Origin of the sequence: Streptomyces sp. RGM 3693, assembly GCF_050471125.1 — a bacterium.
GTDB lineage: Bacteria > Actinomycetota > Actinomycetes > Streptomycetales > Streptomycetaceae > Streptomyces.
This window is the reverse complement of sequence record NZ_JBMPPQ010000001.1, coordinates 2,765,669-2,787,592: the sequence shown is the minus strand read 5'-3', so window position 1 is coordinate 2,787,592 and position 21,924 is coordinate 2,765,669. Positions and strand designations below refer to the sequence as shown.

Annotated in this window: 23 protein-coding genes; 21 read left to right on the top strand and 2 right to left on the bottom strand. The window is 68.7% G+C overall.

The genetic code is table 11. The features are described 5' to 3' along the window. Positions 1–196: 196 nt before the first annotated feature. From ACO0M4_RS11980 to ACO0M4_RS11880, 21 genes are all read left to right on the top strand, one after another. Positions 197–763, top strand: a complete 567-nt coding sequence (locus ACO0M4_RS11980; protein ID WP_430369860.1) for a hypothetical protein — start codon at positions 197–199, stop codon at positions 761–763. 166 nt (positions 764–929) lie between these two features. Further along, positions 930–1,268, top strand: a complete 339-nt coding sequence (locus ACO0M4_RS11975; protein WP_430369859.1) for a hypothetical protein — start codon at positions 930–932, stop codon at positions 1,266–1,268. Positions 1,269–1,321: 53 nt separating this feature from the next. Beyond that, entirely contained in the window at positions 1,322–2,419 is a 1,098-nt protein-coding gene (locus ACO0M4_RS11970) for an AAA family ATPase (protein ID WP_430371346.1), read from the top strand. Positions 2,420–2,504: 85 nt separating this feature from the next. Next, positions 2,505–3,650, top strand: a complete 1,146-nt coding sequence (locus ACO0M4_RS11965; RefSeq protein WP_430369858.1) for a PD-(D/E)XK nuclease family protein — start codon at positions 2,505–2,507, stop codon at positions 3,648–3,650. A gap of 89 nt (positions 3,651–3,739) precedes the next feature. Then, a complete protein-coding gene (locus ACO0M4_RS11960) occupies positions 3,740–4,573 on the top strand; it encodes a hypothetical protein (RefSeq protein ID WP_430369857.1) in 834 nt (277 codons plus the stop codon). A 202-nt stretch (positions 4,574–4,775) separates the two neighbouring features. Then, positions 4,776–5,186, top strand: a complete 411-nt coding sequence (locus ACO0M4_RS11955) for a hypothetical protein (protein ID WP_430369856.1) — start codon at positions 4,776–4,778, stop codon at positions 5,184–5,186. Next, positions 5,186–5,692 carry a hypothetical protein gene (locus ACO0M4_RS11950; protein ID WP_430369855.1) on the top strand — a complete coding sequence of 169 codons (507 nt, stop codon included), beginning with the start codon at positions 5,186–5,188 and terminating at the stop codon, positions 5,690–5,692. The genes ACO0M4_RS11955 and ACO0M4_RS11950 overlap by 1 nt, the downstream gene beginning before the upstream one ends. Positions 5,693–6,325: 633 nt before the next feature. Next, a complete protein-coding gene (locus ACO0M4_RS11945; protein WP_430369854.1) occupies positions 6,326–6,670 on the top strand; it encodes a hypothetical protein in 345 nt (114 codons plus the stop codon). Positions 6,671–6,831: 161 nt separating this feature from the next. Beyond that, the gene (locus ACO0M4_RS11940) at positions 6,832–7,152 is read left to right on the top strand and encodes a hypothetical protein (protein ID WP_430369853.1); all 321 of its coding nucleotides are present in this window, start codon (positions 6,832–6,834) and stop codon (positions 7,150–7,152) included. A 243-nt stretch (positions 7,153–7,395) separates the two neighbouring features. Next, positions 7,396–7,830: a hypothetical protein gene (locus ACO0M4_RS11935; RefSeq protein ID WP_430369852.1), complete on the top strand. Its 435-nt coding sequence runs from the start codon at positions 7,396–7,398 to the stop codon at positions 7,828–7,830. Beyond that, on the top strand, positions 7,830–8,909 hold the full coding sequence (locus ACO0M4_RS11930) for a hypothetical protein (protein WP_430369851.1): 1,080 nt from the start codon (positions 7,830–7,832) through the stop codon (positions 8,907–8,909). The genes ACO0M4_RS11935 and ACO0M4_RS11930 overlap by 1 nt, the downstream gene beginning before the upstream one ends. Next, a complete protein-coding gene (locus tag ACO0M4_RS11925) occupies positions 8,906–9,457 on the top strand; it encodes a hypothetical protein (RefSeq protein ID WP_430369850.1) in 552 nt (183 codons plus the stop codon). Before ACO0M4_RS11930 ends, ACO0M4_RS11925 begins: the two co-directional genes overlap by 4 nt. Positions 9,458–9,552: 95 nt before the next feature. After that, positions 9,553–9,876, top strand: a complete 324-nt coding sequence (locus ACO0M4_RS11920) for a hypothetical protein (RefSeq protein ID WP_430369849.1) — start codon at positions 9,553–9,555, stop codon at positions 9,874–9,876. Between the two features lie 333 nt (positions 9,877–10,209). Further along, positions 10,210–11,112 carry an N-6 DNA methylase gene (locus tag ACO0M4_RS11915; protein ID WP_430369848.1) on the top strand — a complete coding sequence of 301 codons (903 nt, stop codon included), beginning with the start codon at positions 10,210–10,212 and terminating at the stop codon, positions 11,110–11,112. 145 nt (positions 11,113–11,257) lie between these two features. Continuing rightward, the gene (locus ACO0M4_RS11910) at positions 11,258–11,953 is read left to right on the top strand and encodes a hypothetical protein (RefSeq protein WP_430369847.1); all 696 of its coding nucleotides are present in this window, start codon (positions 11,258–11,260) and stop codon (positions 11,951–11,953) included. Positions 11,954–12,025: 72 nt separating this feature from the next. Next, a complete protein-coding gene (locus ACO0M4_RS11905) occupies positions 12,026–13,651 on the top strand; it encodes a ParB/RepB/Spo0J family partition protein (protein ID WP_430369846.1) in 1,626 nt (541 codons plus the stop codon). Between the two features lie 544 nt (positions 13,652–14,195). Continuing rightward, entirely contained in the window at positions 14,196–14,681 is a 486-nt protein-coding gene (locus ACO0M4_RS11900) for a hypothetical protein (RefSeq protein ID WP_430369845.1), read from the top strand. After that, positions 14,678–15,040 carry a hypothetical protein gene (locus ACO0M4_RS11895; protein ID WP_430369844.1) on the top strand — a complete coding sequence of 121 codons (363 nt, stop codon included), beginning with the start codon at positions 14,678–14,680 and terminating at the stop codon, positions 15,038–15,040. Before ACO0M4_RS11900 ends, ACO0M4_RS11895 begins: the two co-directional genes overlap by 4 nt. A gap of 36 nt (positions 15,041–15,076) precedes the next feature. Further along, the gene (locus ACO0M4_RS11890; RefSeq protein WP_430369843.1) at positions 15,077–16,159 is read left to right on the top strand and encodes a M48 family metallopeptidase; all 1,083 of its coding nucleotides are present in this window, start codon (positions 15,077–15,079) and stop codon (positions 16,157–16,159) included. Further along, on the top strand, positions 16,156–16,830 hold the full coding sequence (locus tag ACO0M4_RS11885; protein ID WP_430369842.1) for a GNAT family N-acetyltransferase: 675 nt from the start codon (positions 16,156–16,158) through the stop codon (positions 16,828–16,830). Before ACO0M4_RS11890 ends, ACO0M4_RS11885 begins: the two co-directional genes overlap by 4 nt. A gap of 35 nt (positions 16,831–16,865) precedes the next feature. After that, positions 16,866–17,210, top strand: a complete 345-nt coding sequence (locus ACO0M4_RS11880) for a hypothetical protein (RefSeq protein ID WP_430369841.1) — start codon at positions 16,866–16,868, stop codon at positions 17,208–17,210. A gap of 229 nt (positions 17,211–17,439) precedes the next feature. Here the strand turns inward: ACO0M4_RS11880 and ACO0M4_RS11875 are convergent, their stop codons facing one another. Further along, positions 17,440–20,613, bottom strand: coding sequence for an AAA family ATPase (locus tag ACO0M4_RS11875; protein ID WP_430369840.1), 3,174 nt, complete (start codon positions 20,611–20,613; stop codon positions 17,440–17,442). Continuing rightward, the gene (locus ACO0M4_RS11870; RefSeq protein ID WP_430371345.1) at positions 20,610–21,776 is read right to left on the bottom strand and encodes an exonuclease SbcCD subunit D; all 1,167 of its coding nucleotides are present in this window, start codon (positions 21,774–21,776) and stop codon (positions 20,610–20,612) included. Before ACO0M4_RS11870 ends, ACO0M4_RS11875 begins: the two co-directional genes overlap by 4 nt. Between the last annotated feature and the right edge of the window lie 148 nt (positions 21,777–21,924).

Sequence of the window (21,924 nt, the reverse complement as noted above, 5' to 3'; positions counted from 1 at the left end):
ACACGGACACCAGCCCTGAAACGGAAAATCCAAGACCCCCAGAGCATCGGCTTGACGCGACCTGGGGGTCTGGTGCACCTCTTGGAATGTGCCCTTGAAGGCTACCAGCCCGTCAGTGCACCCCCTTGAGGCTCCGAGAACGCTGGGCAGCTATTCTGCTATGTCCAGTCCGGAGAGCAGCAGGAAGGAGGCCGTCGTGGGCAAGCCGCTGATCGTGGGCCGCAAGGAGTTCGCGAAGATCTACAACGTTGCGCCGACCGCGGTCAGTGACCGGTGGGTGCCGGCCGGGATCCTCTCCTACGAGGACGCTGTGGTTGTGAGCGGTAAGCCGTTCTGGCCGGGTGGCCTGGCTGTGGACTTCGCCCTGCCCCCGGGCAGCCGGGGCCGGCAGTTGGATGAGAAGCGTCTCGCCGAGCTGGAGAAGGAGCAGGAAGCGACGGTCCGCCCGATGAAGAAGGGCGAACTGCCTCCGCTGGTGGGGCTGCAGGAGTACGGAGCCCTGTTCATTGTCAGCCAGTACATGGCAGCCAATGCGCGTAACCGGGGCGGTGGGATGCTGCCGGCTGAGGACTATTTCCTGTCGGGTTCCCCGTTGTGGCTACTGGACACCGTTCTTGAGGCTGCGGAGTCGACGATGGAGAAGAGCCGTGGTGGTGTGTGGCAGTTGCAGCAGGACGTGGTGGACGCGCTACGGGAAGGCCGATACGACGGGCCGGGGTCGGTGATCGCGAAGCGCGGCAAGGCTGCCGCAGCCGCGTCCTGACGTCGACGCGCCCGCAGGGCCGCGCTCGCTTTGGTGTGCCGAATTACGGAGTTGACCCCCACCCCGTCAGTAGTAGAATTAATGGCACAAGATGAGGGGCGAGCACCGAGCCCACTTTCTTGCGTGCAGAATAGGCTGCGATACATCGCACATGGGAGGGGTAGTCGTGACCGTGCAGCTTGAGTTGCCTATCGCAGCCATCCGTCAACCCGAGAACACGGGTGGCAAGCTGACCATTCAGGAGCGGTTCGAGCTGTTCCACCAGCTCAACCCCTGGATCCTCAAGCACCTAGAGAACCTCACCACCGAATGCGTCGAGCGCGGACTCAGGCGCATCGGCATCGGGATGCTGTTCGAGGTCCTGCGCTGGCAGTACGGCATCGCCACTCGCGGGGAACCCTGGAAGCTCAACAACGACTTCCGCTCCCGCTACGTGCGGCGCCTTATCGAGCTGCACCCCGAGTGGTCCCCCCTGTTCGAAACCAGGAAGATCCATACCGCCTAGAAATAGGCGAGTGCCTATCTTCCGCGTATCTCTTGGAGATGTTTGTGTCCACCATGACCGTGCAGCCCCTACGCACACGCAAGCCCACCGGCATCGTGCCGTGGCCGAAGATCCTCATCGAGGGTCACGAGAAGGCCGGGAAGTCGTATGTCGCCGCACAGTTCACCGGTTCTGAGAAGACCGGCCAGGCGTACTGGCTGGAACTCGGCGAGGACACCGCCGACGAGTACGCCCAGGTTCCAGGCGCGGACTATCTGCTGATCGACCACAACGGCACCTACCGCGACATCCTCGGCCAGATCGAAGCCGTCCACGCCGAGGCCAAGCGCGCGGCGGCCGCCGAGGAACCGCCCGTCGTCCTGGTCATCGACTCGATCTCTTTGCTGTGGCGGATGCTCGTCAACTGGACCAACGAGCGTGCCCGGCGATCCCCCAACGGTCAGAGGAAGCTGCGGCAGGACCCGGACGCCGAGGTCAAGCCCACGATGAACCTGTGGAATGACACCTACGAGCGGTGGGCTGCCGTCATGTACCGCGTGCGCACCATGCCGGGCATCGTCATCCTGCTCGCCCGAGGCAAGGAGATCGCCGCCGTGGACGGCAACGGGGACCCGATCCCGAACACGAAGGACTGGCGCGTCGAGGGGCACAAGTCCCTCGCCTACGACGCGACGGTGTGGGTGCGCCTGCAGCGGGACAGCGAACCGCAGGTCATCGGGGCGCGGTCGCTGAAGTTCGAGGTGCCGCGCAGCGGACAGCCCAAGACACTGCCGGACTTCACCATCGAGCGCCTCGTGTTCGATCTGATGGGCTGCTCCGTCCACACCCAGCCCAGGGTCACCCCGGAACTGACTGGGGATCTCGCGCAGCAGTGGATGCCGAAGGTCAAGAAGGCTGCCAAGGAAGGTCTGGATGAGCTGAAGAAGCTGTGGACCGAGGCGAGTTCGGACGGGGACCTCTCCCGCGAGGAGATCCGGGTCGTCAGGGCCGCGATCGAGCGGCAGGCCGCGGAGTTGAAGAACCCCGAACAGTTCACCGACCCGACCAGCGACGCGGCGAAGCTGCGCGCTGCGGCGGCCGCCGCTGAGCAGGACTCGGCCGCCGAGGACACAGCAGACGAGGCGCCTGCCGGCGAGTTCACTGCCGCCTGAACAGCCTCCTCTGACCTCTTCCTGTCTCTTGCCGGGGCCCGCCGTCCGCGTGGCCGGGCCCCGGCATGCCTTCTTGGAGTTCCGTGTGAGCACGCAAGCCTTCACCCCACCCGCGTCCGTGTCGATCTGGGACGCCGCGCACGCCGCCGATGCACGCCGGCCCCGCTCCCGCCAGCGGCAGCTGGGCGCTTCGGACACCATCTGCTCCCGCCGAGCCGCATACATCCTCCACAACGCCGAGCGCACGCACAGTCCAGACATGCGGACGGCGATCCTCGGCACCTACATCCACCAGGGCCTGCTGGAGGATGCGCGCCGCGAGTACGGGTGGCTCGTCGAGCGCACCGTCACCGACGAGGTGCTGCGCGGCCACATCGATGTCGTACAGCTTGATGAGGCGACCGCAGCGCGGCTTCCCAAGCGTCACCGCCCCACCCAGCCCGCCGACGTCGTGACGGTTGAGGACGTGAAGACGAAGTCCGGGCGGATCTGGGACCGCGTCGTACGCTACGGCCCCACCGCTGCGGAGATGCGACAAGTCCTGTTGTACACCGACCTGTTGCGCACCGTGGGGTTCGCTGATGTGCCCGGGCAGCGGTATCTGCACCGGCTCGGGCCAATCGACGTACAACGCATCCGGTTCCGGTTCGTGTGCCGCGACACCGGCGAGGAGCACCTGCAGGAGTTCGACTTCGACCCGTGGCTGGCCTCTGAGGCCCGCTGGTGGGTCGAGCGGGTCCTGGAAGCCTCCAGTCCGGAGGAACTGCCTCGCGATCACGACGGGCCTGGCCTGTCCGTCATCTGCGACAACTGCTCTTTCCGCGATGCCTGCTGGCCTGGTGTGCCGCCGGGACTGCCCGCACAAACGATCCTCATCCGCGACGACGCCGACCGTGCCCAGGCTCTCGCGGACTATGTGCGCGGCCACGAGCTGTATCGGAAGGGCAAGCGGCTGAAGGAGAAGGCGCGGGCGATGCTCGCCGACTCTCCGGAGGGCCGCTACGGCGACAACGAGTTGGGCTGGAGCGGAGGCAATCCGAAGCAGGAGGTGGACGTCCCCGCGATGGTCGAGAAGTTCGAGGACGCCGACCTCGTCGTGCCGATGCTGCCCGATACGCAGGCCATGGTCGACATTCTGCGCCGCGCCGGCATGACGGTGCCAGTGCGCACGGCCGCCGGGCAGAAGACACCCCGCACCATCAAGATCAGCCCCGCCCGCCCAACCCCCTGACGGCCCCGTGACAGCCCCGCGCCCACGCGCGGCGTCTCGGCCCTGCTGTTGATTACTGACTCTTCTGTACCGCCCTGGAGGCCCTTCCCGTGACGATCCTGCGCCGCCACCTCAGCACCGGTTTCACTGTGCTGCCGACGGCCACCATCGAAGACTCACGGCTTTCGTTTCGCGCACGGGGCATCCTCGCTTTTCTGCTCGCGAAGCCGGACAACTGGAAGGTGCGCTCGGAGTCGATCGCGGCGGCGGGACAGGAGGGGCGGGATGCGGTGCGCAAGGCGCTGCGGGAGCTGCGGACGTATGGCTACTACCGGGTGGTGACCGAGCGGCTGGACGACGGGACGCTGGTGAGGGTCACGGAGGTTCACGACACCGCGCAGGAGTGGGCGTGCGAGGAGTACAGCCGACAGGTGGGCCGACGGGTCGCGCGCAGACTGGAGCGCAAGTTGGAGGACACTCCCGGCCACGTCGACGGAGCAGGCGAGCCGACCGGGGACGGGTTTTCAGGCGTCGGTGAACCAGGCGTCGGTGAACCAGCCGCCGGTTCTTCAGGCTTTCTAGTTAGTAACCAGAACCAATACACAGAGAAGAACCCCCCTACCCCCACAGCTGACGCTGCGGGGAAGCCCAGCAACGCTCCGCTCGCACAGGCCGAGGCCCCGCCGTCATGCCCGACGCATCCAGATGGGCCGGGGCGTTCGTGCCGTAGCTGCGGTACGAGTCCCAGGCAGTTGCGGGAGCAGCAGCAACGGGCAGAGAAGGAGCAGTTCAAGACCCGCGAGCGAGAGGCAAACGAGCGGCTGCTGGCGGAGGTACGGCGTAAGCCGGGAGGCGAGGGATTGTCAGAGATGGCGCGGCAGCAGCTTGCTCACATGCGTGAGATGAGGCGGGAGACCGCCACCAGCGAGCGGGAGGTAGAGTAACCGCCAGAAATAGGCTGATGTAAAACTGTGCGACGGAGCTACCGGCGGGCCGACCTTCACTCTGCGCCGCACGTAGCGGAATCATCCCCTGCGAGCAGGAGGGACCTGCTCGCCACCTCTTGGAGACCCTATGACCACCGCATCGAGTTGGCACTCACCAGAAATAGGCAAGTGCACACAGCTGCACATGGACTGCATACCTATGATTGACACCGCCGCGAAGGTGGCCGACATCCGCGCAACCTATGGGCCCGAGGAACACCGCGCACTCGCCGCATACGGCGACGTCCACGAGGCCCTCGAAGAAGCCGGACTGCACCCGTACATAGAGACCCGCGGCGGACTGGCGGTCTGCGCTTACGCCCGGAACGGCACGCTGCTCGTCGTCGCCTCCGAGGACTTTCTTCCGCTGGACCGCGGCATGCTGATGGGCTGGCATCTGACCCACGTTCCCGAAGATGAGCCGGGTGTCGCTTGGCGGTGCGAGGTCTACGACACCGTGCCGACAGACCTGTGCTGCGACCCTCGCGGGGAGTTGAGCCTGTCCCCGCTCATCGAGGCTGCCGCCGCTCACCTTGCAGCGTGCCCCCGCACCACAGGGGGCGAGAGGTGATGAACCTCACCGACGATGACGTTCAGATGGCCGTCCACGACTTCTTCACTCCTGCGCTACTGCTGGAGTTCATCGACCTGCCGGATCTCGTCGCCCGCATCAAGTGGGGCGAGAGGCAGTTCGATGAAGGCGGCGGCGCGCACAGCGTCCGGCGCCTGGACGACGAGCTGAATGCGGGCTGCTTGACGCACTGGTCGGCCGCGCCCGGCGGATTCCGCTACCGCATCGAGGCCCCTGGCGGCACCCGATCCGGATTCATGGCCTGGTACGAGCTCCACCGGAGGGTGAACGCCGGGCTCACGCCGGTGCGTTACGGCGCACTGCGCGCAGCTGTCGAGTCCGTGGTGGCGCACGACGCTGCGAACCTGACGTGCCCGATCCCGTTCCGGACGCTTGAGGCATGGGGGGTGCAATGGGTTCGGCGTGCCTGTGAGCTCGCCCGCGAGGCCGCCGCTGCGCTGGAAGCCATCTGCCCGCCCGTCAAGGCGCAGCCCGCACTGTTCTGATCTCACACGACCACGAGGAAACGCGACTTGTGATCACCTCCACCTCTTCCGCAGCCTGGACCTCGTCCGCTCCGTGCGCCGGGGTCGAGGGGTACGTGCTGGGCGATGACATGGTTCGCCGCGATGCTCGCGAGGTCATCGAAAAGTGCGAGCCGCTGATGGAAGGCTGTGTCAAGTGCCCATTTGCGGCGCAGTGTTATGAGCGGGTCCGGCCAGAGGCGGGGCACTTTGATGGGGTGTGTGCGGCCCGCACGTGGATCAACGGAAGGCCGGTGGCGGCCGCCCAGGGCGCCCCGGTGCTGTCGAAACTCGCGTCGCAGGCGGGCACGTGCGGGACAAGTAGCGGAGTCAAGGCGCATCGCAGGCTCGGGGAGCCGTTGTGTGGGGCGTGCCGGGTGACCGCGCAGCGAGCTGGGGCACGTCGGGCCGGCCCGGCCAGTATCCGCAAGCGGTCCTCGCGCGGTGACCGTCAGGCCCGCATCGCTTCGTGAGGCGCATCTAAAGCAGCACCTATCGGGCCTCTGACCTGCGGAAACGTAGTTGACACCCCCTCCGTCAGTAGTAGAATTATTACTAGTTGAGAGAGGGAAACCCTCCCAATCACCTCTTGGAATGCAACGTAAGGAACCACCCATGCACACGACGCCGGACCCGCTTGCCGTTCTGCAGGTCGCCATCGACCACAACATCTCCGAGGAGCAGGCAGCCACCGCCCTTGAGTGGGCCGCCCGCATGACCGTCCATGCCTGGGAGACACACGCCTACGCCCTCGGCTTGGAGAAGGGTGATGGCGATGCGATGGAGGCGTGGTTCCGCTCCCTCGCCCTGAACGCCCAGACCGCCGTACTCGACGACGCGGTCACCGCAGTCGTCGGCGCCGACAACGTCCTCGCAGAGGTCTACCGCGAGCACGACATCAAGCAGGGGCGTCGCGCACGCATCATGCGCACCAACCGGCGTCGCGTGCACATCCGCTGACGAGGACACCACACCCGGCCCGCCTCACCGCGAGGCGGGCCGCCCCGTGCCGCAACTGACCGTTCTTCGGCCAGGTCACGCGCTGATCACCTGCTGTCGGCCGCTGCGCGGCCCCGGCCGGCATCTCTCTGTACCTCTGAATTCCGAAAGACGATCCCATCGTGCTCGACAAGCACCTGCCGCTGGATGCCGCCGCTGACATCATCGGCGAACTCAGCTTGAAGGGCGGCCAGATCAGCCGCATCAACCAGACCATGCAACGCATCGTCCGCAATGCCTGGAACCGGCTCCCCGCAGCACGCCGACCGCAAACCTATGACGAGTTCGCCGACAACGTTCCCCCGCGCGACTGGGCGCTGATGTTCGAGGTGTGCGCCCTCAGCCACCTGGGGCGCGGTGACGAAGCGTGCGCGTTGATCTCCGCGGCCTGCCACCTTCGGGCCGTACACAGTGACTGCGCCCGTGGGTCAGTGAACTCCTGACCATCCTGCCGGGTGGCACATGAGTCACCGGCATCACCCCGCAGTGGGTCACTGCCTGCCGGACTGCACGGCCACCGTGCTCGATCGCCAACTCCACGGGCCGGGCGGCTCACGGGAGTGCCTGGTCCGCGCCGCTCGTGACTCCTCGCGCCGGCCCGGCCCCGCCATTCCCCTCGGTCCCCAAAAAAAGTGCGGTGGCCGCCCTATGCCACAACTCCCGTACGTCAGAAAGGAAAAGCCCGCATGTCCAGCTACGGACTCGACTTCGAGGGCGAGATACCCGTCCTTGCCCAACTGTTTGCCGGTCAACTCGCCTCCCGCAATGACGACGTGACTCTGGCACGACACCACCAGGGCCTGCGTGCCCTGTGGGCCGCCGCCAGTCCAGAGTCCCGACGTCAGCTGCTTCTGTTCGTCTCCTGGGGCGCCCGCGAGTCCACAGCAAGCACCACGAACAAGGACACCCTGTCCACCGCAGACCAGTACGCCCGGGCATTCGCCCACTACGCCTCGTCGTGGGCCGAGCAGCACCCGGAAGGTGGCGTGGAAGGCTTCTGTACCGAGCAGCATTCGGCGCGGCTGGCCGCCTCCTCCCTGGCCTTCGATCACGACGAGTTGAATGCCTCGTTGGAGACGGTGCTGCTGCTGGTCTCCCGCTCCGCACAGCCGGAGGCGTAGTGGATCCGGGCGACTGCGTGTGGCTGCGCGGCGGCCACGACCAGCACCTGCGTGACGTCCACGGTGACCCGATCACCTTCCGCATCACCGACGCCGACCACCTGCCTGGTCGCGGTACTTGGTACCACCTGCACACTCCGCATCCGGTGGCGCAGGAAATCTTCGGCGGCTGGCACACCGGCCTGTCCCTCATCCCTTCCCCTGTCATCGAACCTACGGGGGTGTCGAGATCCCCCGGCACCCCTCGCGGTCCCCGCAGCGCACCGCGCTGCCCTTCTCCAGGAAGCGATCCCATGCCGTACGGCGCCCACCTCACCCCTGCACGTCTACTAACGCTCGCCAGCAATACCGCCTCCGCACTCGGCCCCGAGTGGTCCGCGACCGGACTACTGAGCGCCGCGACCCTCGCCCACCCCCTCGGGCTGCGCGTCCAACTCCACCTGCACGCAGACGCACTGCACATCAGCGCCCAGGCAGCCATGAGCAGCGCCCCGGGCAGGCCCGCCGAGATCACGGTGACGGCACCGGCCACGCAGGTGGACAGCGGCAGCGCAGCCGAACTCATCCACAGCCAGGTGCTGCCGCACCTCGGTCATCGCGATGCCCACGCGGCACTGCGTCTCCTGAGCCTGCCGCTGCGCAGCGCGGGCATACCCGCGATCGCTCAATGGCAACGGGACTCCGTCGGCATCGCGCTGCGCAAGAACAACGACGGCGAACCCGTCATCAGCGTCCACGTCCTTACCCCCTACGACGGCCACGTGGCGCTCCTCTTGGACCACCTCTCTGTCGGGCGAGCCATCCGCTGCGCCCAGGCGGCCCTGCTCGAAGCTCCAGCCACCACTGCGGAGCAGGAGCCCTTTGCCGGCGCCGTACAGGCCGTGCTCGACGCGATCCCGGACCTACGCGCGGCACCGTCACTGGCCGGCCCCCGGTTCACCATCCTGCGCCGCCCTGACGCACACGTCACGGTGCGCCATGACGCCAATGCCGCCGACCCGGCCGCGCCAATGGCTCTGTTCCTCCCCAAGGCCACGATCGCCACGGCCTACGCCGTACTGCGCACCTACGCGGCATGACCAGCACCTACGGAATCAAGGACGACATGACCTCCCACGCACCTCACCTGACCCATCAGGGCATCAGCACATACATGACCGAGTACGACCGCGGCGATCGTGTTGCCGTCCTGTACCTGTCCAAGCGGAACGGCACGTGCCTGGCCTATAACCGCAGCGTCATCGACGTTGAAGCGCATGAAGAGCACGGGCAGCGCGTATGGGTCAACATGCCAGACGATGCCGTGCTCGGCAGCCCGCTGAGCTTCTTCGCCGACGATGACGAGGGCATCTCGCCCATGGAGGACGAGGAGATCGAAGAGCAGACGCCAGGAAAGCTCATCGCCAACCTGACCTGGCACATCGAAGCGGCAGCGCCCAACTCCGCCAACCTGGTGTGGCCTTCGGGTCGACGGCACCTCCCGATGCGTGTTCCGTTTACCGAAGGAGCCCGCGCACTGCACGCCCGCCTGGCAGCGCACTACATCGAGTACTTGCGCATCGTCGACCCGCGTGGCTTGCGGGACTGGGCGACCCGTTTCAAGCCGGCGCGAGCCGGGCTTTCGTAGTTGCCCCTCTCCACATCCATAGTAGAATTAACACAACGAAGGGAAGGAAGGGCTCCGACCCTCGTGCCCGTCCAATACACAGGAGAAGGATTTTCGTGAATCGCGAGGAGCTGCTGAGCGGCCGCCGCTGGAAGGTCAGCTACACCCACGCCTGCACCTGCAAGCCCCGCCGCTACTGGACCAAGATCCCCGGCCGTCACAGCCTTGAGCTGGGGATCTTCCTCAACAACGGCGAGAAGGCTCTGGGCGCGGAGGCTGCTGCGGCGCTCGCCGCTCAGCGATCCAGTCACCAGGACATCGCCGATATCCGAATGTGGCAGGAGACCGCCAAGGAGCGCGACGCGCGCCTGGCGCAGCTCCGCCGCGAGAAAGCCCTCGAAAGGCGCGGCATTCACTGGGCCATGGGCGGAGCCAACTAGCCCAAGCGCGGCCGCCGTCAACACCGACGGCGGCCGCTCCCCTGAGTGCCCCCATCTCGACCGCATCCCCGATCCGCGCCCTCCCTGTTTTCCGTGACCCGCGCCGCCCCGACAGGCGGCGCGGGCCCCTCTATGCCCAACTCCCCTACGAAAGGCGAACCCGCCGTGAGTCAGCTCGACCTGTTCGCGGACCTCGACCCCGAGCCCATCCCGGCCACTTTCACCGGAGCACCTGAAGCCCAGTCACCCCCGCCGGCCGCACCTCGGCCACAGCGAGCGCAGCGGACAGCGCCCGTACAGTCGCAGGCTCGGCGCTCCGGGCGACCACGCCCCGTGAGCGATCCGCACCAGCGCGCCCTGGAGATCGGCGAAGCGGTGGCCGAGCGGTGGCACAACCGGCACGGCGGCACGGCTATCGAGGTGCCGATCGGTGTGGTCGCCGCGCTCGCCCTCATCAGGGAAAAGGACCCGAACGGTCCGGACCTTAAAGGGCAAATCCTCGCCCAGGACGGTCCGCAGATGATCGCGATGCTCCGCGAGATCTGGTCGATGCATTGGATGCACCGTCCCGACCTGATCGACCGCGCTCGGATCCTTCACGAGTGGCTGAACGACGACGTCGACGAGTACCGCATGCACGCGGTGCGCGCTGTCGCCGAAACCGCCCTCAAGCGCGGCCTGTTCGATCTGACCGCGCACGAGGACCCCTTCTTGCGCTCGGCGACGGATGCCCTGTCGCCGGTGATGATGTGCCTGCGTTCGCACGGAGCCCGGCAGGGGCTGGGCGAGTACCACACCCCGGCGCCGGTCGCGGACGCCATGGCCAACATGCTCGCTGCAGGGCAGGTCATGGAGATCAACCTTTTGGTGAACGAGCCGAAGGCCGGAGCGCACATTCACGACCCGACCGCCGGCAGTGGAGGTCTACTGCGGGCAGCCGCGCAGCATCTGCGCGAACGCGGCCATGAACCTGCGGATTTCCAGTGGTCGATGGTCGACATCGATCAGATAGCTGCCGCCTGCGCCTCGGTGAATGCGATCATCTGGCAGCTCGGCCCGAGGGTGACTGTCGCGTGCGCCGATTCGCTGGCGAACCCGAACGCTGTCGAGGACGCGATGAAGGAGGCGCGCGCCGTTTTCGAGCACCGCGACGAAGTGCTCGGCAAGGCGCAGATCGTCGCCACCATCCGCCGGACTCAACAGATGATGGAGCAAGTCCCCTCCCCCGCAGCGTAGACCCTAACCCCCTCCTGACCTGCATAAACGAAGTTGACCCACCCTCTATCCATAGTAGAATTAACCTAGAAGTTGAGGGGGGCTCACCCAGACCCCGGTCAACCGCCCGCCCTCAGCCACGCACCTCTTGGAACAGGAGCACACCATGACCAACATCCACACCATCGAGCCTGACACCGCCGCACCCGAGACCGAAGACACCGAACCGGCCGAGGCGGCAATCCTCAGCGAGATCGACCTCTACCTGCTGGCCAAGCCCATCGCCGAAGCCCTCGGCGACGGCTGGAGCGAGGACCCTGACGACAATCCCGCCGGCTTCGTAGACAAGGTCATCCGCCTCATCCACCCCGACGGCCGCGCGATTGGCATACGCCACCTGTGGCAAGGCGAAGCCGTCTCGACCTTCGCCATCGGCGGCCCCGCCCCCAAGAAGTCGGCCGGCACCGACCAGGCGAGCGAGAACCGGTTGCCCAAGGGCGTGCGCTACAGCACCGGAGTCCACTTCACCTCCGCCTCCCCGCTGGAAGAGATCCTCACCGCCATCCGCACCGTCCTGCTGCCCGCCTTCGACGGCTACCGGCCCCGCCTGCGCGCCGACGGCACCCGGATCACGGCTCTCGTCGAGCCCCCCGCCGAGCAGAGCGAGGCCCCGAAGGCCAACACAGCACAGCCCGTCCAGGAGGCCAGCACCGCCTCCTCGGCGGCCAAGACGAACGCGAAGCCTCAGTCCAAGAAGAAGGTGAAGCCTCAGCCCAAGGCGAAGGTGAAGAGCACCGGGCGCCGCGCCACGACGGCGAAGCGTACGAACAAGCGGCGCACCACCGCCTCCGCAGCCGCCTGACCTCGCCACCCCTTCCCCGGGCGGGCGCCGCCCCTTGCCAGGCGCCCGCCCCACCCACGAAAGATCACGTTCATGAGCGCAACCACCAACACCCCAGCCCCCGTTGAAGGGTTCGCCGGCCGCTTCGGCTGGCTCGACCCCCATGACCTGATCGTCGACCCCTACAACCACCGCAAGCACCGCGGCAGCGGGGATACGGAGGACACCACACAGCCGGATCCGGAACTCCAGGCCAGCGTCGACGAACTCGGCGTCCTCACCCCGCTCGTGCTACGCCCCCAGACAGGCGAGCACGAAGGCAAGCTCGGCATCATCTTCGGGCAGCGCCGCAACAACGCCGCCCTGGCCGCGGCAAAGAAGGCCAAGGCGAAGAAGAAGCCCTACCGGCTCATCCCGGCGATCATCCGCGACGATCTGACCGGCGTGGATGACGCGGCGCTGACGGTGTCGTTCATCGAGAACAAGCACCGCCGCCAGGCCACGATCCGCGACGACATCGACGCCGCCAAGCAGCTCTCCCTCATGAGCATCCCGAAGACCCGCAAGAATCGCCATGCCCGCGCGATGGGCTTCAAGCCCGCGGAACTGGCCGCCGCCACCAAGGCATCCCAGCTGTCCGACGAAAGCCTCACCGAAGCGGTCGACGAAGGCTTCAACCTGATCGAGCTGGCCGAGTTCCAGGAAGTCGAAACCATCGACGACGCCTTGGAGACCCTGCAATGCGCCAAGACCCGCGACATACGGGAGGGCAACAACAAGCGCGGTATCTGGCAGCACGCCCTGGCCGAACTGCGCGCCGAGAAGGAACTCGCCGACAAGTGCGCCAAGCTCGTCCAGGAGCTGACCGCCCAGGAAGTCACGGTCGTGGACTGGCGCTGGAGCTGGTCGGGTACCAGCACCCGCCCGCTCACCGATCTCCTTACCGACGACGGCCAGCCCCACACTCCCGACACTCACCAGGACTGCCCCGGGCATGCGGCCTGCATCGACACACGCGACGCCGAAGTGATCTGGCTGTGCACCGCCTGGCACCGGCACGGCCACCCCCTCACCCCTCAGGCAGCCAAGAAGGACAAGCAGCAGGCAGGCCCGGACAAGGAAGCAGCCAAGGCCGAACGGCGGCTGGTGATCGAGAACAACAAAGCATGGCGGCAGGCCCGCACCGTGCGCCTCGACTTCATCAAGGACCTGTGCCAGCAGCCCGAGGCCAGCACCCGAGTGTGGCCACTGGTCCTTTCAATGATCACCGGCACCAGCTACGCGTACAACATCTTCATCAGTCGCAAGCGCACCGATCTGACGGCACACTTCCTCGGCGTCGAGGACCCCAACAAGGACCGCACGCAGTGGAACCGCGTCAGCGATCCGTTCGGCAAGGTGATCGCCCGCACCAGCCCCGCACGCGCCTGGCGCATCCTCCTCGCCCACGTCGCCGCCGCCCACGAGTCCGAGCACATGCACGACATGGCCTGGCGCAACATCAATCCGGAGACTGTCGCCTGGCTCACCTTCCTCGAAGCCGAGGGCTACGCACTGAGCGCCATCGAATCAGAGACGGCCGCCAAGGGCCGCGCCCAGCAGGACGAGCAGGCCAAGCAGAACCAGAAAGCCGAACCGTCCGACCCGGCACCCGGCGGCAGCACCGAGGACTCCGAGGAGACCAAACACCACCAGGAGCCGGTGCCGGCCGCAGCCTAACCGTGGCCCGTGGGAGGCCCGCCTCGCAACGGGCCTCCCCCACTGGCTGATTCACCCCCACTTTTGCACCAAAGGCACACAGTTATGAGCGCAACCAACACCGTGGCGGAGCTGTTGCGGACAGAGATCGCCATGAGACACGAACTCTGGGAATCCTGTCGCCTGGACGATCCAGAAACCTTCCAAACGATGCCACACGGCTCCTTGGAGATCTAACCGAGGTATCCACTCGGGACCTCCGAAACGCGAACTGGAACGACCTGTGGCAAGACTTCGTCGCGCTGGATGGCCGGAGCGCCCCGCCCCTGAGCCAAAGATTCACGTGGGCACCCAGGTCCGCAGCCTGGCCTACGGATACACCGGAACGATCACCCAAGAGCTGGGCCCAGACCGCTGGCTGGCGCATGCGAAAAAACGAACTGGTGTCACGCCCCCGGTAGAAGCACACACCGAGCAGCTCCGCCCGTCCCCGTAATCAGCCACCCCGCCTGCAGTACACCGTCCCGCCCACCAACGGCAGGACGGTCGACCAAGGACACACCTCTTGGATTCCGTCACCTGGCTCCGCCCTCAATACAAAGGCCGCGAAGCCGAACTGATCAACCTCGCCACCGCAGCAGACCTCGTCAGCGTCACCCGCTCCACCGTCAGCAACTGGGCCAAACGCCACCCCGACTTCCCGAAAGTCGCTCTGCTGACAGGCATCGGCAAGCGGCCCAACAAGTACGTGCCCAGGGACGAGTTCCTCATATGGGCCCAGGCCCAACTCGCCAAGAAGCGAGGCGGCAGACGGCCCGGCCCTCGACGGCCCGCCGTCGCCCTCCTCTCAGACCAACTCGCCCACCACCAACGACAGATCGACCGACTCTCCGAACTCGAAGCCCGTCAAGCAACGGCACTGAAAAGGACCCAGGCCGCCCTTCGCAAACACCAGGCCGAACTCCATCAGGCCCACGAACGACTCACAGCCGAGATCACAGCCATCCACACCATCGAACGCACCACGCCGCCCGCGAAGGACATGCCATGACCAGCACCCCGAACCCTCCCGCCCCCTACCCGCGTGAAGACAAAGGCTTCATCGTCACCATCGAACAGCCCCCGACCATCCAGGCCACCGCCTTACGCGAAGGCGACAGCTTCGCCCTCCTCGGCAACAACCGCCCTCTGACCATCCTCGCCAGGCACCGCCACCTCCAGCCACTGTGGCTGCTCGCCCTCGAAGGCCAGGACACCCCGATCACCCTGCGCGACGACGAGCAGATACGCCCCCTACAGATGCTGCGGGCGTTCGACCTGGACTGTCAGCTCTGCGGGTGCACCGCCCGGCATGTCCTGGACCTCCCCGTACACGGCATCCCTCAGACCTGGGTGTGCAGCCACCACTGACCCCACCGCACGTCAGCCAGACCAAGGAGCACCACCATGCCCGCTAACGACCGCACCATACGAGTCGGCACCGTCGACGTCACCATTCGCACCAGCAACAGGACCACCCTTGGCCTCACCGTCACCAAGCACGGCGCAATCATCGTCCGCGGCCCCCACACCACCACCGACGCGGACGCCAACACACTGGTGAAACGACACCGCACCTGGATCTACCGACAGCGTGCCAACCTCGGCAAAACCACGCCCGACGACCCCCTCAAGGAACTCGTCCCCTGGGCAGGATTCGATGTTCTTGGCCGTCCGCACCGCCTCCGGATCGTCCCTGACAACGACCAGAACGAGCCACTGCGCCAGCTGCGGAGCACCTCGACCGGCGGCTGGCTCCACATACGACGCAGCACAACACTCAATCCGGACGAAGCGCGACGAACTCTCATCAAATTCTACGCCGAAACCGGCCGTGAATGGCTGAGAATCAACCAACCACAGATTGCCGCATACACCCCAAACAGGGACCTAGACATCACCTTCTCGACCCGCATGCGCACCACCTGGGCCCACCACCACCCACACCGCGGACTCACCCTGCACTGGGCCATAGCCCAGCTCCATCCCACGCTCCTCCGCGAACTCATCCACCGCACCCTCGACCTCCACACCATCGCCAACAACCACGACCTCGACCGCGCCCTTCGCACCCTCTGGCTCGGCCGCCTCACCACCCCCACCAACACCCACCCACGAATCCCCCTCAACCCCACAGACAACAACCCGTGCCCCGACTGCTCCACCCCACCCGGCGCACTCCACACCGACCGATGCGACATCGCCCGATGCGCCCGCACCGGACTTCAACGCAGCAGCTGCCACCCCAACATCAACTGCAGCACTATCTGGACCGGGCAGTTCCCCGGAGAAGCCGAGTGCACTGAATACGGCTTCTACTGCCGACCCGCCCCCGACGGATACGAACCCTGCAACGCCGACGACCCCAACGCCACTTACGACTTCAACCGGCTCTACCGCCAGTGCCGCTGGGACCCCACAGCGCAGCGCATGTTCCTTCAGCCGGACCTCCCCAACCCCACGCAAACAAACCCCAAGGTGCGCCCATGACCGACCATCCAGGCAGCGACGCCATCACGATCACCCTCGCGGCCAAGGGCGACGGACAAACAGCAGCCGCCCTCGGGGCCCTCGCACTCAGCGACCACACCCAAAGTCCGCAAGCACCCCTCTCATCGCTCGCCGACGCCATCGACGAGCACGGTGGCCGCGTAGCACTGCCCTACGGAAAAGGTCACTGCCTGACCGCCCGCAACGGCAGCACCATCACCGGCATGCTCTACACCACACCCCCTATCCGCTGGCTTCAAGGGCAATCCGCCGACCAGCGCGCTCGCCTCACCCAGGCCCTGATCGAAATCGAACTTCTCGCCGTCTTCGAGCCCTACCGCAACCGCGGCATCGGAACAGCTCTCCTCGAAACAGCGGAACACACAGCCCGCAACGCCGGCACCCACCTGGCCCTCGCCAAGATCCGCACTGGGGCCTTCCCCACCATGCGCTGGTACCGCCGACGCGGCTACACCATCGCAGGTCAAAGCGAACCCGTCGTCTTCCGCACCCACCAGGGATTCGCCTCCTGCGACGACGGGTCCGACGGCCACCAGCTCGCCGTCAAAGCACTCCACTCCGGATCGACCGTACGCCGTCACACCGCCGGCGGCGCCACCTGCCTCATCGTCGAACACACCACCCAGCCCAGCGCCACGCGGCAGCCATGACAACATCGGTGAACGACAGAAACGGACCCCACCCCATGAGTGAAATCGAAACGCTGCGCGCAGCCATCCACGACGAGCTGGACAGCCTCTGGACCGACTTGAGCCACGCCCGCAACCGCGCCCTCCGCGGTCAATGGTCGATGGAATGCGACTTCCTCGTAGAGCGCATTAAGAAGCTCACGAAGCTCGTCGACCCAATCCCGTGGCGCAGCATCGACGATCTCAGCCTGGTCGAGGACGGCATTTATCAGCGCGTCCATGCCGAACTCGGGGTCGACGCGCCCGTGGATATGGCAGCGGTCGCGCAGGCCCGTATGAGAGAGAAGGTACGGAAAGACCGGATGCTCCAGAGAGACCGCGACCGTCACACGCAGGGTTAGCAAACCGCGAACGCGGAGCGGTAGTCAGCAGGTCGGGCGACCGGCCTCCACGTGCAGCGAAGCATGAACAAGAGCCGCAGCAAGGGGAATCGCTGGCGGCGCAGGGCTCTCCGGGGGACAGGCGGGGGACAGAACGCCAATGACAACTGAGGAAAGACCCGGCAAGAGTAGGCAAGAATCGTTCCGTCCGCCCTGGCGGCCGGTCAGTACCTGAGCCTCCGACGCCCCATCAGGCCCCGGCCGGTACCCGGTGTCGGACGCTGGAGCCCGTGCGGGCCTTGACGATCTCCAGTTGGGCGGGGATCCGGGTCTTGAGGTCGGCGACGTGGCTGACGAGGCCGACGCTGCGGTCGCGTTCGCGCAGGCCGTCGAGGACGTCGAGGACCTCGTCGAGGGTCTGTTCGTCGAGGCTGCCGAAGCCCTCGTCGATGAAGAGGGTGTCCAGCCGGGTGCCGCCCGCCTCGTCGGTGACGACGTCGGCGAGGCCGAGCGCCAGGGCGAGCGAGGCGAAGAAGGTCTCGCCGCCGGAGAGGCTGGCGGTGTCCCGTTCCTGGCCCGTCCAGGCGTCGATGACGTGCAGGCCGAGGCCGGAGCGGCGGGCGCTGCCGGCACGTTCGTCGGAGTGGACCAGGGTGTAGCGGCCGGCGGACATCCGGTGCAGGCGGGCGCTGGCGGCGGCCGCGACCTGTTCGAGGCGGGCGGCCAGGACGTAGGACTCCAACCGCATCCGGCGCTCGTTCTCGGCGGAGGTGCCGGCGGTGAGCGTGGCGAGGCGGGCGATCCGGTCGTACGCGGCGCGCAGCGGGGCCAGTTCGCGGGCGTCGGCGGCGGCGTCGGCGGAGAGCCGGTCGAGGGCGGCGCAGCGTTCCCGGGCGGCGGCGAGGGTCGCGGTGGCGGTGCGCAGCCGGGTGGCGGCGGCCTGGTGGGCAGTGCGGGCGGTGTCCGGGTCGGCGGCGGGCAGGGCCGCGGCGGCGCGGAGTTCGGGCCGGTCGAGTTCGGCGGCGACGGCGGCGGCCTCGGCCTGCCAGTCGTCGTGGCGCTGTTGGAGCGCCTGCCGCTCGGTGTCCGGGAGCAGCGCGTCGGCGGCGTCCTGGGGGGTGGTGAAGCCGGCGCGGTAGGCGGCGTCGGAGAGTCGCGCGTCGGTCTCTTTGAGGCGTTCGGCGCAGGCCGCGGCGGTGCGGGCCGCTTCGGCCGCGGCGGCGAGCAGGGTCGCCTGCCGTTCCAGCCGAGCCGCCCGGTCGGCAACGCTGGCGCAGTCGGCGCGGGCCTCGGTCAGTTCGGCGTCGAGTGCGGCCCGTTCGCGGTCCAGGGCCTCGCGGTGGGAGGTGCGGGCGGCGGCCCGGCGTTCGGCCTGCTGCTGGTCGTCGCGGCGGCGCTCGTACTCCCGCTCGGCGCGGGCCAGTGCCTCGCGGGCGGCGTGCAGCTGGGCGCCGGCGGCGTGGGCGCGGGCCGCCTCCTGCGCCAACCGCTCGACCTGCTCGGCGAGTTCGGCGGTGGGGGTGTCGCCGGCCGCGGCGGTGGCGGCGGCCAGTGCCTCCTTGACGGCCTGGCGGCGGTCCTCGGTGTGCTGGCGGGCGTCCTCGGCGCTGCGGTGGTCGGCCTGCGCGGCCTCCTCGGCCGCCCGGTCGACGTGGCCGGCGCCGGCCCGCGCCGGGTCCGGGTGGCGGGTGGACCCGCACACCGCGCACGCCTGACCGTCCGTCAGGTTGGCGGCGAGTTCCGCGGCGATACCGCGCAGTCGCCGGTCCTTGAGGTCCAGCCAGTGCTCGCGGGCGGTCGCCGCGCGCTCCCGGGCGGCCAGCACCTGCCGCTCGGCTTCGGCGAGTTCGCCGGTACGGCGGTCGCGGTGGCGGGCCGCGGCGAGCCGTTCGGCGGCCGGTTCGCGCTGCGCGGCGAGGTGTTCGGCGCGCTGGGCGGCTTCCTGCGCCTCGTCGATGCGGCGCTGGTGGGCGCGGCGGGCGGCGTCCCAGTCGGCCAGCCACTCCGTGGCGTCCAGCAGCGTCTGCTCGTCGGCGCGGGCCTCGCGGTCGAGGTCGGCGCGTTCCCGGGTGAGGTCGGCGGCCCGCCGTTCGGCCCGTCGGGCCGCCGTGAGGGAGCCGAGCGTGGCCCGCAACTCCCGCTCTTCGGCGGCGAGTTGGTCGCCGCCGGCGTCGGCGAGGGCGGGCGGCAGGGGGGCGCGGTGGCGCCGTTCGGCGTCCTGGGCGGCGGTCAGTTCGTGCCAGGCGGCGTCCCGGAGGGCGAGGGCGGGGGCGACCTCGGCGGCGGTGCCGGCCCGGGCCAGTCGGGTCCGGATCCGGTCGCGTTCGTCGGCGGCGGTGGCGAGCCGGTCGGCGCGGTGCCGGGCGTCGGCGTGGCGGCGCTGGAGCCGGTCCCGCTCGCGGGCCTCCTCCAGCCGCCCGGCCGCCGTGAGCTCGGCCGCCTCGGCGGTGGCCACCGCGGCCAGGGCGTTCTCCAGGCGTTCGCGGGCGCCGACCCGGGCGACGGCGGCCCGGGTCAGCACCGCGTCGGCGAACCCGGGCTCGCCGGGGGCGGTGCCGGCGTCCCCGTCGGCGGCGCGGGCCGGTGCCGTGCCCCGGGCGGTCCGGCCGCCGCGCCCGGCGGGCCCGGCCTGGGCGGGTACGGCGACCCTGGAGTGGGGCCTTCCCTGCTCAAGCGAAGTCGAGAGCTGGGGGAACGGCGCCGGGACGGACGGGTCGGCCAGGTCCGGGGTGTCGCCGGCGGCCTGCGCGATCCGGTGGGCCAGGGCGAGGAGGCGCTCGTCGCCGGCCGCGACCCGGTCGGCGGCGGCCTTGCGGCGGGTGGTGAGCTGATCTTCCAGCGCGGCGAACCGCCGGGTGTCGAAGAGCCGGCCGAGCAGCCGGGCCCGGGCCTCCGCGTCAGCCCGCAGGAAGCGTGCGAAGTCGCCCTGGGGCAACAGCACGACCTGGCAGAACTGCTCCTTGCTCATCCCGAGCAGTTGCCCGATCTCCTCGCCGATCTCCTGGTGGGAGCGGCTGAGCGCGCGCCACTCGCCGGCGGTCGGGGCGCCGTCCGGGGCGGCGGCGAACTCCCGTAGCCGGCTCTGCGCCTTCTCCTTCGTCGTCCCGGTGCCGCGCTTCTTGGGGCGGGGCTGCTCGGGCAGCCGGGTGATCTCCAACCGGCGTCCGGCGACGGTGAGTTCGAGGACGACCTCGGTGGGGAGGGACGGGTCCGCCAGGTCGCTGCGGAGCGCCTGGCCGCTCTGTCGCGCCCCGGGCACCGATCCGTAGAGCGCGAAGCAGACCGCGTCCAGGACCGAGGTCTTGCCGGCCCCGGTCGGGCCGTGCAGCAGGAACAGGCCGTCCCGGGTCAGCCGGTCGAAGTCGACGGTATGGCTGCCGGCGAACGGGCCGAACGCGGTCAGGGTCAGCCGGTGCAGCCTCATCGCGCCACCTCCGCGGCCGCGTCGGCGGCCCGTACCTCGTCGAGGGCGGACCGGAGTTCGGCCCGTTCGCCGTCGTCGGGGCCGCGGCCGGCGCGGACGTGGGCGACGAAGTCCTCGGCGATCTCCTGGTCGCTGCGGCCGCGCAGCCGCTGGGCGTACGAGGCCGAGGGCCGGGTCGGGGCCTCGTCGGGGTCGAAGACCAGGCTGAGGGTGTGCGGGAAGCGCTTGGCGAGCCGGGCCATCGGCTCGGCCGGGCGGGAGCTGTCGGTGAGGGTGGCCTCGACCCAGGAGTCCTCATGCCGGGCCAGCTCGGGGTCGGCCAGCAGCCGCTCCAGCGGGCCCCGGATACGGGCCAGCGGGCGGGGCACCGGACAGTCCACCCGCTCGGCCCGCACGGCGCCGTCCGCGTCGAGGTCGATCAGCCAGGACGACTTGCGGTGGGCGGCCTCGGAGAAGGAGTAGGCGAGCGGCGAGCCGGAGTAGCGGACCCTCTCGGTGAGGGTCTGGCAGCCATGCAGGTGGCCGAGGGCCGCGTAGTCGACGCCGGCGAAGACCGCGGCGGGCACCGAGGCGACGCCGCCGACGGTGATGTCCCGCTCGCTGTCGCTGACGGTGCCGCCGGTGACGAAGGCGTGCGCCAGCACCACCGAGCGGGTGCCGGCGGGCCGGGTGGCGAGGTCGGCGCGGACCCGGTCCATGGCCGCACCGAGCACCGCTGTGTGGTCGGCGCGCGGGGCACCGAGGGTGTCGCGGACCATGGCCGGTTCGAGGTACGGCAGGCCGTAGCAGGCGACCGGGCCGTGCGCGTCCGCGAGGAGGACCGGGGTGCCGCAGTCGGCCGGGTCGGTGTGCAGGTGGATGCCGGCCCGCCGCATCAGTCCGGAGCCGACGCCGAGCCGGCGGGCGGAGTCGTGGTTCCCGGAGATCATGACGGTGGGCACGTCCAGCGCGGCCAGCCGGTGCAGGGCGTCGTCGAAGAGCTCGACGGCGGCCAGCGGGGGCACCGCCCGGTCGTAGACGTCGCCGGCGACCAGCACCGCGTCGACGTCCCGGGTGCGGACGGTCTCGACGAGGTGGTCGAGGAACGCGCGCTGGGCGGAGAGCAGGTTCACACGGTGGAAGGACCGGCCCAGGTGCCAGTCGGACGTGTGCAGGAATCTCACAGCCACGCTCCGACCTGCATGTTCTCCGCTCCTTCTGCACTGTGACCGGTCCGGGTCCGGGCCCGGGCGTCGCTGTCCGCAGCGACCACGCTAGCCGCTGCGCGCCCTGCCGCCGCCACCGGCCCGGGACGGCTCCCCGTGCCGCGCG